Source organism: Bifidobacterium miconis (genome assembly GCF_019331735.1).
Taxonomy (GTDB): Bacteria; Actinomycetota; Actinomycetes; order Actinomycetales; family Bifidobacteriaceae; genus Bifidobacterium; species Bifidobacterium miconis.
The window spans coordinates 42,342-55,729 of the sequence record NZ_JAHBBH010000004.1 but is presented as its reverse complement, the minus strand read 5'-3'; the positions used below and the strand labels follow the sequence as shown (position 1 = coordinate 55,729).

The following is a 13,388-nucleotide window of genomic DNA, read 5'->3' as shown; positions in this document are numbered from 1 at the left end:
GACTGATGCCCAAGGAAGAAGGCACGAAGCTCATCGTGCAGAACAAGAAGGCCCGGCACGACTACGCCATCGAAGACCATTACGAGGCCGGACTCGTGCTCACCGGCACCGAGGTGAAGTCGCTGCGCGAAGGCCGCGCGTCGCTTGCGGAGGCGTTCGTCTCCATCGACCGTCGCGGCGAGATGTGGCTCGAAGGCGCGAACATTCCCGAATACCTGAACGGCACGTGGAACAACCACGCGCCCAAGCGCAAGCGCAAGTTGCTGCTGCACGAGCGGGAAATCGTCAAGCTGTCGCGCCAGTCCGAGGCCAAGGGCTACACGATCATCCCGATCAGCCTCTACTTCAAGAACGGCCGCGTCAAGGCCGAAATCGCGCTCGCCCGGGGCAAGAAGGAATTCGACAAGCGCCAGGCCCTGCGCGAGGAGCAGGACAAGCGCGAGGCCCTGCGCGTCATGCGCTACAAGAACATGCGCGCCCGCTAAGGGCTTGCCGGCGCCGATTGCCCGCCGATCGTCCACTGCGTGTCCACGGAGTGAGCAATCGGCGTTCGTTTTACGAGCGCGTAGCATAGGGCACCTACTCTCGCGAATTAACCGGAAACATACCCGCCGGCCGACATTCGCAAGAGAGGAAATCCTAATGTCTTACAGCAAGGGAATACGTCGCAATCTGCGCTCCATCGCAGCGGCCACGCTGGGCGCGGCCATGATCTTCGCCGCAGCGGCCTGCGGCACCACCGATACGGGCGACACGAGCGCATCCGGCAACGCCGGCTCATCGTCATCCGGCTCCGGCAGCAGCTCCAGCTCGACCACCAAGGGCTTCGACACCAGCTCCATCCAAAAAGACGACGCGATCGCCGCGCTCCTGCCCGACTCCGTCGCCGGCGACGGCACGCTCACCGTCGGCACCGACACTTCGTACGCGCCGGCCGAATTCCTCGCCGAAGACGGCAAGACCGCCGTCGGTTTCGACGTCGACCTGTCCAAGGCGCTGGCCGCCGTGTTCGGGCTGAAAGAGGAAACCGTCTCGTCCACGTTCGACTCGATCATCCCGTCGGTCGGCAGCAAATACGACATCGGCATCTCCTCGTTCACGGTCACGCCGGAACGCATGGAGGCCGTCGACTTCGTCACCTACTTCAAGGCCGGCTCCACGTGGGTCGTGCGCAAGGGCAACCCCGACAAGGTCGACACGTCGAACCTGTGCGGCGTGAAGGTCGCCGTGCAGACCGGCACCACGCAGGAGGAGGAAGTCAACAAGGCCAACGAGCAGTGCAAGGCCGACGGCAAGGACGCGATCGACATCCAGTCGTCCAAGCTGCAGACCGACGTGACCACCGCCGTGGCGTCCGGCAAGGCGTCGATCTTCTACGCCGACTCGCCGGTCGCCGGATACGCGATCAGCCAGACCGGCGACACGTTGGAAACGCTCGGCGACGACACCGGCGTGACCCCGGAGGCCGTGGCGATCAAGAAGGGCGATTCGAAGACCGCCGAAGCCGTGCAGAAGGCGATCCAGAAGCTCATGGACGACGGCACGTACAAGAAGATCCTCGACACATGGGGCGTTTCGTCCGGCGCGATCGACAAGGCCGAGATCAACCCGTCCGTCGAGTAGGTCGTCGAAGAGTCCGTCGGCGGGGACGGCCGGTCGCAGGCATCCCCACCGTGAACCCCCGGTAAATCCCGGGATACAGGAAAGCACCGTCCTCTCTGTATACTCGGAACCGAATCGAGAACCGAGAAACGGAGAGGACATCATGTTCAAAACCCTCAAGGGCATGGCCGCCGCGGCGCTGAGCGCGGCCCTGCTGATCGGCGCCGCCGCCTGCGGCACCACCGACACGACCACCAACTCCACCACCGGCACCGCGTCCAACGCGACCGAAGGCTACGATCTGAGCGGCGTCAAGACCAACGACGCGGTCGCCGCGCTCCTGCCGAGCAAGGTCAAGAGCGCCGGCAAGCTCACCGTCGGCATGGAACTGTCGTACGCGCCGGCCGAATTCCTCGCCGAAGACGGCAAGACGCCGGTCGGCTACGACGTCGACATCGCGACCGCGATCGGCAAGATCGCCGGCGTCAAGACGGAAGTCGTCTCGTCCACGTTCGACTCGATCGTCCCGTCGGTCGGCAGCAAGTACGACCTCGGCATCACCGCGATGACGATCACCAAGGAGCGCCTCGAGGCCGTCGACTTCGTCAGCTACTACAAGTCCGGCTTCAGCTGGATCGTCAAGAAGGGCAACCCGAACAAGGTCGACACCACGCAGCTGTGTGGTCTGAAGATCGCCGTGCAGACCGGCACCGTGCAGGAAGAGGAGGCCAACAAGGCCGCCGAGCAGTGCAAGGCCGACGGTAAGGATTCGATCGAAGTGCTGTCCACCAAGCTGCAGACCGACGCGGCCACCAGCGTGGTGACCGGCAAGGCCGACGTGTTCTACGCCGACTCCCCGGTCGGCGGCTACGCGATCAGCCAGACCGGCGGCGAGCTCGAAATGCTCGGCGACGTGGAAGGCACCGCGAAGCAGGGCGTGGCCATCGCCAAGGGCGACGAGGAGATGGACAAGTTCATTCAGGCCGCCGTGCAGGAGCTCATGGACGACGGCACGTACGGCAAGATCCTCAAGCACTGGGGCGTCGAATCCGGTGCGATCGACAAGGCCGAGATCAACCCCACCGATCTCGCGTAACTCCGTTCACCTCGGCTCCCTCTGATGAGGGAGCTGGCAGCCGCAGGCTGACTGAGGGAGAGAAGAAGGTTCAGCCTTCTGACTACCCCTCAGTCAGCTTCTCTGACAGCTCTCCTGCAAATACGGACGGGCTTTCGCCCGCATTACACTGGCTCGCCTGTTGGCTCGCACGTTGCCGGCAAACGCTCTCGCGTTTGCTTCACGGCGACGTCCTGACAAGGGGAGCCGAGATATGGCATAAGGACTGAAACATTTATGGCGAAGAAACAAGCTGACGGCGACGGATTGAACATCCCGAACCGCATCGACGCGCTGCCCGTGCGCCGCCCCGGCCCGATCGTGGCCGCCGTGATCGTCGCGCTGCTCGCGGCGATGCTTATCCAGGGCATGATCACCAACCCGCGTCTCGAATGGCCGGTCGTCTGGAAATACCTGTTCAACGAGAACGTGCTCGAAGGCATCCGGTACACGCTCGAGCTGACCGTCATCTCCATGGTCATCGCGATCATCCTGTCGGTCATCCTCGCGATCATGCGCAAGTCGATCAACCCGGTGCTGCGCGGCGTCAGCTGGTTCTTCATCTGGTTCTTCCGCGGCACCCCTGTGTACACGCAGCTCGTGTTCTGGGGCCTGTTCGCCGTGCTCATCCCGCGGCTGAGCATCGGCATCCCGTTCACCGACATCTCGTTCTGGAGCATCAGCTCGCAGGACGTCGTCACCGCATTCAACGCCGCATGGATCGGTCTGGCCCTGAACGAGGCCGCGTACCTGTCCGAAATCGTGCGCGCCGGCCTCGAAGCGGTCGACCCGGGACAGACCGAGGCCGCGCAGGCGCTCGGCATGAAGCGCACGCTCATCATGCGCCGCATCATCCTGCCGCAGGCCATGCGCATCATCATCCCGCCGACCGGCAACGAGACGATCGGCATGCTCAAGACCACGTCGCTCGTGACCGCCGTGCCGTTCACGCTGGAACTGCAGTTCGCGACCGGCGCGATCGCCAACCGCATCTACAAGCCGATCCCGCTGCTGCTCGTGGCCTGCTTCTGGTATCTGCTCATCACGTCGATCCTGATGGTGTTCCAGTCGATGCTCGAGAAGCACTTCGGCAAGGGCTTCGACGCGCGCGCGATGGGCACGCGCGGCAAGCAGGCGCCGCTGCCGGGCAAGACCGAGGGCGAGCCGCAGGACAACGTGAACAAGATCAACGAGGCCGGGTTCACCGGCATGACCGCGTGAGCCGGGGGAGTGAGCAACCATGACTGATATGACCGCATTCCCGGCTGGCTCCGGCGTGAACGGTGCGAACGGCGCGAACGCACGCACCGGCGCGACGCCGGCCGTCAAGGCCACGCAGGTGCACAAGGCGTTCGGTTCGCTGCACGTACTCAAGGGCGTTGACATGACCGTCATGCCCGGTTCGGTGACCGTGATTCTCGGGCCCTCCGGCTCCGGCAAGTCCACGTTCCTGCGTCTGATCAACCAGCTCGAGACGCTCACCGGCGGCACGATCGAAGTCGACGGCGAGATGATCGGCTACAAGCCGACCGGCCGCACGGACGCGGACGGACGGCCGATCCTGCAGACGCTGGACGACAAGGCCGTTGCGGCCCAGCGCTCCAAGCTTGGCATGGTGTTCCAGCGGTTCAACCTGTTCCCGCACATGACCGCCATCGAAAACGTGATGGAAGCGCCCGTGCATGTGAAGCACATGAGCAAATCCGAAGCGCGCGAACTGGCTATTGCCGAGTTGAACCGCGTCGGCTTGGGCGAGCGGTTGGACTATTACCCGGCCGAACTGTCCGGCGGCCAGCAGCAACGCGTCGCCATCGCCCGTGCGCTGGCCATGAAGCCCGAGATCATGCTGTTCGACGAGCCGACCTCGGCGCTCGACCCGGAGCTGGTCGGCGAAGTGCTCAACGTGATGCTTTCGCTCGCCAAGGAGGGCATGACGATGATCGTCGTCACGCACGAGATCGGCTTCGCCCGCGAGGTCGCCGATCAGGTCGTCTTCATGGACGGCGGCGTGGTCGTCGAACAGGGCGGCCCCGACATCATCGATCACCCGAGCGAACCGCGGTTCAAGGACTTCCTGCAGCACGTGCTGTAGAAAGACTGCCATATCACCTCGGCACTGTCGCACCATGACGCTGGCGGAGCCTCGGCCCCCTCGGCTGAGGGGGCTGTCAGCCGAAGGCTGACTGGGGGAGCGTCTGCGGCGCACCAGCGCCGCAACAACACAGCGTCGTGCGTCAGCACGATACCAAAATCAAGACCCACCTACTCCAAACTGTCGTGCGCCAGCTGACTAAACCTACCCCGCTTCGCGATGAGCTGATCATACGTACCGCTTTCAGCAACGCGTCCACGATCAAGCACGACGATCCGATCCACATGAGTAAGCACGTGTGGCCGGTGACTGGTGACGATCACCGTGGTGCCGGCAGGCCGGTTCTCGGTCAGGTCGTGATAGATCGCGGCTTCGGCGGTCGCGTCCACGGCGGCGGTCGGTTCGTCCAGTATCCACAGCGGCTGGTCGGACAGGAACGTGCGCGCCAACGCGAGGCGCTGCCATTGCCCGCCGGACAAACCGATGCCGCCCCATTGCGCGCCGAGCCGCCCCAACGTGGTCGTGACGTTCGCATCGTTGGGGCGGGGCAGCGTGACCGTGCCGGAGTCGGGTTCGAGGATGCCGGCGATGATCTTCGCCAGAGTCGTCTTGCCGGAACCGTTCTCGCCGACGAACGCGACGATCGACTCCGGTGCGATGTCGAGCGAGATGTCATCCAACGCGAGGCGGGCGGGCGTGTCTGTCGTACCGGACGATGTCGTGTCGTTGCCGTCCACGCCGTCGATGGCGTCGTTGTCGTCATCGCTGCTGTCATCCGCAGCCGGATACCGGTACGTGATGTGTTCCGCACGCACGCCCATGCCGGCATGCCGCCAGTCGGCGATGCTCATGCGCTCGTCTTGGCTTAAATACCTCGTGCTGATCTTTTTCGGCTTGTCCATGGTGGAACGATACCAGTCCACCAAGGGCTTCTCGTTGCGTCCCGTGGCCCGCGTCCGACCGTTGCGCCACGCCTTCCCCGTTCGCTTCGACACGCCCACCGCGCGAGCGGCCTGCGTGAAGTTCATGCCCGCGTTGAGATACTCAACGTACCGTCCCCGCCGCGCCGCGCACATCTCACGACGCGTCGCGTACGCCACGCCCTCGAACACCCACCTACTCGCGCGCCGCGCGCTCTCGTCTCCCACCTGGCACTCCCATCAGTCAGCCAAGCGTTGCAACGATCACTAGAACCCGCCGCCCTCATGGTACGCGGCGGGGGGGGGATTCCGTTGTTTCCGATGTTTTACAATGGAGCCGACGGCAACGGCAAGGAGATGATCATGGTTCCGATTGAGGACGTGTATCGACAGATCGTCGAGTTCTCCGTCGCAGCAGGAGCCACGAAGGTCATACTGTTCGGTTCGCGGGCCAAGGGCACCGCGCGGCCGAAAAGCGATATCGACATCGCGATCTCCGGATGCCCCGATTTCGACCGTCTGTACCGGCGGCTGCAGGACGACCTGTGGTCGCTGCTCAAGATCGACGTGATCAATCTGGACGAGCCGATCACCGACGAACTGCGCGACGAGATCGCGACGACCGGAAAGGTCCTCTATGAAAAAGTATGAGAACTACGCCTCCGCCTTGCGTTCGTTGCGTCAGGCTCCTGATCAGGATTTGAGCAATGAGTTCATTCAGAGCGGTGTGATCGACAAGTTCGAGTTGCAGTTCGAACTCGGATGGAAGCTGTTCAAGGCATTGCTCGCATACGAAGGCGATCCGGTGTCGGTGTCCGGTTCGCCTCGCGATGTATTGAAGACTGCGTTCCAGTATTACGATTTCGTGGATGAGACGACATGGTTGCGCATGCTCCGTGACCGCAACGATTCGGCGCACATCTACGACGCGGATAAGGCGCTGCGATTGGTGGACGCGATCATCGTCGACTACATCCCCGAGTTTGAACGGGTGAACCAAGGACTGATCGAGCGATACGGTACCGCCATGCTGACTGAGTGATGCCGCGAGTGAATCGAGTGTACGACCGACCATTACGCCGAACGCGTGAGGATGGCGGGTTGCGGTTTCGCGTTGCAATGTGCGTCCGGTAGGGTAGTGGGCTATGTGTGGAATCGTTGGATATGCAGGAAACGTCGAAACCGCGTGCGGCAAGCCGCTGGAAGTGTGCTTGCAGGGCTTGAAGCGCCTCGAATACCGCGGCTATGATTCGGCCGGCGTGGCCCTGAGCGCCCCAGGCATGGAGCAGGTGGCCGTGCGCAAGAAGGCCGGCCGTCTCGCCAATCTCGTCGAGGACATCGAACGCAACCCCATGCCGGCCGCCACCGTCGGCATCGGACATACGCGCTGGGCCACCAACGGCGTGCCCAGCGACGTGAACGCGCACCCGCACACCAGCCGCGACGGCAAGGTCGCCATCATCCACAACGGCATTATCGAAAACGCATCCCAGCTGCGGCTTGACCTGCAGGCCGAAGGCTACCGGTTCTCCTCGAGCACCGACACCGAGGTCGCTGCGAAGCTGCTCGGCAAAATCGTCGACGCGATCATCGCCGAAACCGGCAAGCCGGACCTGTTCGAGGCGATCCGACGCCTCGCGCGCATGCTGGAAGGCGCGTTCACGATTCTCGCCACCGACTGCCGCCAACCGGACATCATCGTCGGCGCGCGCCATGATTCGCCGCTCGTCGTCGGTCTCGGCGACGGCGAGAACTTCCTCGGCTCCGACGTGGCCGCGTTCGTCGCGTACACGAAGCGCGCGCTCGAAGTCGACCAGGATCAGGCCGTGTGCGTTTCGGCGAACAGCGTGACCGTCACCGACTTCGACGGCAACGTGATCGAGGATCCGAAGACGTACACCGTCGATTGGGACGCGTCGGCGGCCGAAAAGGGCGGCTGGGACTCGTTCATGGACAAGGAGATCCACGAGGATCCGGCCGCCGTCCAGCGCACGCTGCTCGGCCGTCTCGACAAGCACGGCGACATCAACCTCGACGAGGTGCGCATCGAACCGCACGATTTCAAGGCGATCGACAAGATCATCGTCATCGCGTGCGGCACCGCCGCATATGCCGGCATGGTCGCCAAGTACGCGATCGAACACTGGGTGCGCATTCCGGTCGAAGTCGAGCTCGCGCACGAATTCCGCTACCGCGACCCGATCCTCACGCCGCGCACGCTCGTCGTCGCGATCTCGCAGTCCGGCGAGACGATGGACACGTTGATGGCCCTGCGCCACGCGCGCGAACAGGGTTCCAAGGTACTCGCGATCTGCAACACGCAGGGCGCGTCCATTCCGCGCGAATCCGACGCCGTGCTCTACACGCACGCCGGCCCCGAGGTCGCCGTCGCCTCGACCAAGGCGTTCGTCGCGCAGATCACCGCCGCGTACGTGCTCGGCCTGTACCTCGCGCAGGTCAAGGGCGCGATGTTCCGCGACGAAATCCAGTCCACGCTCGACTCGCTCAAGGCCATGCCGCGCAAGATCCAGTGGATTCTCGACACGCAGGCCAAGGCCGTGCAGAAGGCCGCCGAGCAGATGGTGAACGCGAAGTCGTTCCTGTTCCTCGGCCGCCACGTCGGCTATCCGGTCGCCATGGAAGGCGCGCTCAAGCTCAAGGAGATCGCGTACACGTTCACGGAGGGCTTCGCGGCCGGCGAGCTCAAGCACGGCCCGATCGCGCTCGTCGACGAAGGCGAGCCGATCGTGTTCATCGTGCCGCCGGCGCGCGGCCGCAACGTGCTGCACGCGAAGGTGATCTCCGGCATCGAGGAGGTCAAGGCGCGTGGCGCGTTCATCATCGCCGTGGCCGAGGAGGGCGATCCGGACGTGGAGCGCTACGCGGACGTCGTGTTCTGGCGGCCGAAGGCGCCCACCCTGATGAGCCCGCTCGTCGACGTGGTGCCGCTGCAGCTGTTCGCCATGGACATGGCCAAGCTCAAGGGCTACGACGTCGACAAGCCCCGCAACCTCGCCAAGTCCGTCACGGTGGAGTAGACGCGCAAATGAACGGAGTTCCAGCGTTGGCCGGGAACGGTCGGGATATGCATTGCCCGACACGCTCCGGGCCGCTCGGCCAAGTCATACGGTCGGACAACGCATATCCCGACCGCTCCCTCTGCTGGTTCGGCTCGTTGCGTTGGAGTCTGCGATGAGCAAGCTGCACAGATACGTGACAGACGAGCCGCGGATCCCGTTTGACTGCGACGTGCTGTATGAGGATGCGGGGATCATCGTGATCGACAAGCCGCATTTTCTTGCCGTCACGCCGCGCGGCATGTGGTATCGCGAGACGGCGCTGATCCGGCTGCGCGAATGGTACGGCGAGCCGGACATCGTGCCGGCGCACCGGCTGGACCGGCTGACGGCCGGCGTGGTCGTGTTCGTGCGCGATCCGGCGCTGCGCGGAGCGTATCAGATGCTGTTCCAGGAGCGGCGCACGACCAAGGTGTACGAATGCCTCGCCCCGGCCGCGCCGATTCGGCAGCCGCGGTACGGCACGATCGAACGGCTTGAGCCGCCGCGCGCGTTCCCGCTGCGGCGCCGCTCGCGCATCATCAAGCAGCGAGGGATTTTGCAGGCGTACGAGGAGCCGGGCGTGGTCAATGCGGAGACGGTGATCGAACTGGGCGAGCCGGTGTCGCCGATCGTTACTCAGAGTGTTTCACACCCCGTTTCACACCCCGTTTCACGATCGGTGATGGGGCAGCCGCCGATCCGCGCGTACACGCTGCATCCGCGCACGGGCAAGACGCACCAGCTGCGCGTCCACATGAACTCGCTCGGCCTGCCGATCGTCGGCGACGACTTCTATCCGCGCATCGTCGAACGCGCCTACGACGACTTCTCCCGGCCGCTCGAGCTCGTCGCGCGGCGGCTGTCGTTCGTCGACCCGGTCAGCGGCGAGCCGCGCGAATTCGTCTCGCGCGTGCCGCTGGGAGTCGCGTCGGCCGGTCGGCGACCGCGTTAGGCGTTCAGGTCGCGCACGGAGTCGCGTTCCACGAGTTCGACGGGGATGACGGTCTTCACGTTCGTGGGCACGTCCGTGCCTTCGCACAGGTCGCGCACCATCGAGAACGCCCTGCGGCCGATCCGGTCGAACCGCATGCGCATGGTGGTCAGCTCCAGACGCGGAATCGTGCCGGCGAGCGAATCGTCCACGCCGATCACGCTCACGTCCTCGGGCACGCGCTTGCCGGCCGCGCGCAGGCCAAGCATCGCGCCGTACGCCATCTGGTCGTTGGCTGCGTACACGGCCGTGCAATCGGCTTCATGTGCGAGCGCGAGGCCGCACTGGTAGCCGCTGTCGGCCTCCCAGTCGCCGGTGTACAGCGGGGGCACGCTGATGCCGCGGGACGACAGCGCGTCGCGCCAGCCCTGTTCGCGGCTTTGCGCGGCGCGCGACGTGGCCGGACCGGCGATGTGGTAGACGGTCCGGTGCCCTTTGGCGAGCAGATAGTCGACGACGGCCTGCGAGCAGCCGTACTGGTCCGCGTCGACGGTGGGGCAGTGGCGCGACGGACTCTCGCTCAGCAGCACGACCGGCAGTTCCTTGGGCGGCTGGAATTCGGCGAAGTCGGAGAGCTGCTCCTCCATGACGATGATCATGCCGTCCACCGGCAGCTGCTTCATGCGTTCGACGGCGGCCTGGACCGTGCGGTCGCGTCCGCGGCCGATCGAATGCACGGTGATCGCGTAGCCGTTGTCGTTCGCGGCGGTGGCGATGCTGTCGAGGATGCGCGAGTTGCCGAACGACGACAAATTGAACATGACGACGCCGATGTCCTGAAAACGGCCGTGCTTGAGCGCGCGAGCCGCGTAGTTCGGCCGGTATCCGAGTTTTTCCATCGCGGCTTCGACGCGCATGCGCGTTTCCGGCCGGACCGCGTCGCTGCCGTTGGCGACGCGGGATACGGTTTGCGGCGAGACGCCGGCCTCTTTGGCGACGTCCTGCATCGAGACCGAAGCCGTTGATGTGCGTTCCATACTACCTACTTCTCCATGAAACGACGGTGTTTTCGTTATCAGACTACCATACCATCCATATTTCCTGCCACGCCGGAGGCTGGACTTTGTCGGTGACGGTGATATTATGGTAACGCAAACATCGAAAGGTTCCGCAGCATGGCGGAACACCGCGATGCAACGAAAGGACAGCAATGGCGCAGCACAGACCATTCCGTTGGCCGCAGCCGCTTGAGGGCCAGGAAGCCCGCATCTGGTACGGCGGCGACTATAACCCCGACCAGTGGCCGGAAGAGGTGTGGGACGACGACATCCGTCTCATGACCAAGGCCGGCGTGAACCTCGTTTCGGTCGGCATCTTCAGCTGGGCGAAGATCGAACCGCGCGAAGGCGTGTTCGACTTCGACTGGCTCGACCGCATCATCGACAAGCTCGGCAAGGCCGGCATCGCCGTCGACCTCGCCTCCGCGACCGCCTCGCCGCCGATGTGGCTCACCCAGGCCCATCCCGAGGTGCTGTGGCAGGACTACCGCGGCGACGTGTGCCAGCCCGGCGCCCGCCAGCACTGGCGTCCGACCAGCCCGGTCTTCCGCGAGTACGCGCTCAAGCTGTGCCGCGCGATGGCCGAGCACTACAAGGACAACCCGTACGTCGTCGCCTGGCACGTAAGCAACGAGTACGGCTGCCACAACCGCTTCGATTACTCCGAGGACGCCGAGCGCGCCTTCCAGGACTGGTGCAAGGAGCGCTACGGCACCATCGACGCCGTCAACGACGCGTGGGGCACCGCCTTCTGGGCGCAGCACATGAACGACTTCTCCGAAATCGTCCCGCCGCGCTTCATCGGCGACGGCAACTTCATGAACCCGGGCAAGCTGCTCGACTGGAAGCGTTTCAGCTCCGACGCGCTCAAGGCGTTCTACATCGCCGAGCGCGACCTGCTCGAAGAGCTCACCCCGGGCCGTCCGCTGACCACCAATTTCATGGTCTCCGCCGGCGGCACCGGCATGAACTACGACGACTGGGGCACGGAAGTCGACTTCGTCTCCAACGACCACTACTTCACCCCGGGCGAGGCCCACCTCGACGAGATGGCCTACTCGGCCTCCCTGACCGACGGCATCGCCCGCAAGAACCCGTGGTTCCTCATGGAGAACTCCACCGGCGCCGTCAACTGGCGTCCGATCAACTACCGCAAGGAACCCGGCCAGCTCGTGCGCGACGCGCTCGTGCACCTGTCCATGGGCGCCGACGCGATCTGCTACTTCCAGTGGCGCCAGTCCAAGGCCGGCGCGGAGAAGTTCCACACCGCCATGGTGCCTCACGCGGGCGAGGATTCGCAGGACTTCCGCGACGTGTGCGAACTCGGCGGCGACCTGCAGCGCCTGGCCGACGAGGGACTGCTTGGCACCAAGCTCGCCAAGTCGCGCGTGGCCGTCGTGTTCGACTACGAGTCCGAATGGGCCACCGAGCACACCGCCACCCCGACCCAGCAGGTGCGCCACTGGACCGAGCCGCTCGCATGGTTCCGCGCGCTCGCCGATCAGGGCGTGACCGCCGACGTGGTGCCCGTGCGCTCCGACTGGGATTCGTACGAGGCCGTCGTGCTGCCGAGCTTGTACATTCTGGACGAGGAGACCACGCGCCGCGTGCGCGACTACGTCGCCAAGGGCGGCAAGCTGTTCGTCACCTATTACACCGGCCTTTCCGACGAGAAGGACCACATCTGGCTCGGCGGCTACCCGGGTTCGATCCGCGACGTGGTCGGCGTGCGCATCGAGGAGTTCGCGCCGATGGGCAACGACTTCGAGGGCACGCTCGATCATCTCGAGCTCACCAACGGCACGGTCGCGCACGATTTCGCCGACGTGATCACGTCCGTCGCCGACTCAGCGCGCGTGCTCGAAACCTACAAGTCCGATCCGTGGGTCGGCATGAACGGCGTGCCGGCGATCACCGTCAACGAATACGGCGACGGCAAGGCCGCATACGTCGGCTGCCGTCTCGGCCGCGACGGACTCGCCAAGAGCCTGCCCGAACTGCTCGATGCGATGGGCATCGACGTGGCCGCCCCGGCCGGTGCCGGCGACGTGCTGCGCGTCGAACGTGCGAACGAGACGGGCGACGTCACGTTCGAGTTCCTGTTCAACCGCACGCACCGCGCCGTGACCGTGCCGGCGGACGGCGAGACGATCGTCGCCTCGCTTGCGCAGGCCAACGGCGACGGCACCGTGACGATCGACCCGAACGGCGTCGCCATCGTCAAGCGCTAATTCGGCGGCTGCGCGTCAGTATTCAGCGGCTCTCCTTGCGTTCATCGACGTGGGGAGAGCCGTTTTTCTATGCCTACGAGGCGCATCGGATGGATGTTCGCCGAATTGCCTCGCTGAGGTGTCTCTCAGCGAGGCAATTTGCCGAAGGTCCGTCCGTTTCGTCTCGCGTGGGGTTGTAGGCGGGGTATTCCGGTTGGATCTTCGGCGTTTTGCTTCGCTGGGGTGTCTCCAAGCGGGGTGTTTCTCCGAAGGTCTGCCCGAATCGCCTCGCCGGGAAGCTGCGCATGCTGCGATTCCGCGTGCTCAGGGCGGTGTCGTACACTCGATACGATGATGGAACGGTGCGATCCAATCGCGGATAAGGACGGCGGGGTGCAGGCA

Annotated in this window: 12 protein-coding genes and 1 pseudogene; 10 read left to right on the top strand and 3 right to left on the bottom strand. The window is 64.7% G+C overall.

The features are described 5' to 3' along the window. Positions 1 to 5 precede the first annotated feature (5 nt). The 5 genes from smpB (at position 6) to KIH79_RS02350 (ending at position 4,808) form a co-directional block, all read left to right on the top strand. Positions 6 to 485 carry an SsrA-binding protein SmpB gene (smpB, locus tag KIH79_RS02370; protein ID WP_219057921.1) on the top strand — a complete coding sequence of 160 codons (480 nt, stop codon included), beginning with the start codon at positions 6 to 8 and terminating at the stop codon, positions 483 to 485. Between the two features lie 157 nt (positions 486 to 642). After that, complete coding sequence (locus tag KIH79_RS02365; RefSeq protein ID WP_219057920.1) at positions 643 to 1,623, top strand: ABC transporter substrate-binding protein; 981 nt, start codon at positions 643 to 645, stop codon at positions 1,621 to 1,623. A 142-nt stretch (positions 1,624 to 1,765) separates the two neighbouring features. Beyond that, positions 1,766 to 2,698: an ABC transporter substrate-binding protein gene (locus KIH79_RS02360; protein ID WP_219057919.1), complete on the top strand. Its 933-nt coding sequence runs from the start codon at positions 1,766 to 1,768 to the stop codon at positions 2,696 to 2,698. A gap of 255 nt (positions 2,699 to 2,953) precedes the next feature. Further along, positions 2,954 to 3,937, top strand: coding sequence for an amino acid ABC transporter permease (locus KIH79_RS02355; protein WP_219057918.1), 984 nt, complete (start codon positions 2,954 to 2,956; stop codon positions 3,935 to 3,937). 28 nt (positions 3,938 to 3,965) lie between these two features. After that, on the top strand, positions 3,966 to 4,808 hold the full coding sequence (locus KIH79_RS02350; protein WP_420829344.1) for an amino acid ABC transporter ATP-binding protein: 843 nt from the start codon (positions 3,966 to 3,968) through the stop codon (positions 4,806 to 4,808). Positions 4,809 to 4,978: 170 nt separating this feature from the next. On the opposite strand, the gene KIH79_RS02345 is transcribed toward KIH79_RS02350, so the two are convergent. Both KIH79_RS02345 and KIH79_RS12745 read right to left on the bottom strand, forming a co-directional pair. Then, positions 4,979 to 5,629, bottom strand: a complete 651-nt coding sequence (locus KIH79_RS02345) for an ATP-binding cassette domain-containing protein (RefSeq protein WP_236023546.1) — start codon at positions 5,627 to 5,629, stop codon at positions 4,979 to 4,981. Further along, positions 5,615 to 5,884 (bottom strand): annotated as a pseudogene (locus tag KIH79_RS12745) (IS30 family transposase); the annotation flags it as partial. The pseudogene KIH79_RS12745 and the gene KIH79_RS02345, both read right to left, overlap by 15 nt. Before the next feature lie 207 nt (positions 5,885 to 6,091). On the opposite strand from KIH79_RS12745, the gene KIH79_RS02340 reads away from it, so the two are divergent. From KIH79_RS02340 to KIH79_RS02325, 4 genes are all read left to right on the top strand, one after another. Beyond that, entirely contained in the window at positions 6,092 to 6,379 is a 288-nt protein-coding gene (locus tag KIH79_RS02340; protein ID WP_219057917.1) for a nucleotidyltransferase family protein, read from the top strand. Next, a complete protein-coding gene (locus KIH79_RS02335; protein ID WP_219057916.1) occupies positions 6,366 to 6,770 on the top strand; it encodes an HI0074 family nucleotidyltransferase substrate-binding subunit in 405 nt (134 codons plus the stop codon). The genes KIH79_RS02340 and KIH79_RS02335 overlap by 14 nt, the downstream gene beginning before the upstream one ends. A gap of 103 nt (positions 6,771 to 6,873) precedes the next feature. Continuing rightward, the gene (glmS, locus tag KIH79_RS02330; protein WP_219057915.1) at positions 6,874 to 8,766 is read left to right on the top strand and encodes a glutamine--fructose-6-phosphate transaminase (isomerizing); all 1,893 of its coding nucleotides are present in this window, start codon (positions 6,874 to 6,876) and stop codon (positions 8,764 to 8,766) included. Between the two features lie 154 nt (positions 8,767 to 8,920). Continuing rightward, positions 8,921 to 9,739, top strand: coding sequence for a pseudouridine synthase (locus tag KIH79_RS02325; protein WP_219057914.1), 819 nt, complete (start codon positions 8,921 to 8,923; stop codon positions 9,737 to 9,739). Here the strand turns inward: KIH79_RS02325 and KIH79_RS02320 are convergent. After that, positions 9,736 to 10,725, bottom strand: a complete 990-nt coding sequence (locus KIH79_RS02320) for a LacI family DNA-binding transcriptional regulator (protein ID WP_219057984.1) — start codon at positions 10,723 to 10,725, stop codon at positions 9,736 to 9,738. The two genes, KIH79_RS02325 and KIH79_RS02320, sit on opposite strands and share 4 nt — an antisense overlap. A 203-nt stretch (positions 10,726 to 10,928) precedes the next feature. On the opposite strand from KIH79_RS02320, the gene KIH79_RS02315 reads away from it, so the two are divergent. After that, on the top strand, positions 10,929 to 13,007 hold the full coding sequence (locus tag KIH79_RS02315) for a beta-galactosidase (protein WP_219057913.1): 2,079 nt from the start codon (positions 10,929 to 10,931) through the stop codon (positions 13,005 to 13,007). Positions 13,008 to 13,388 lie beyond the last annotated feature (381 nt).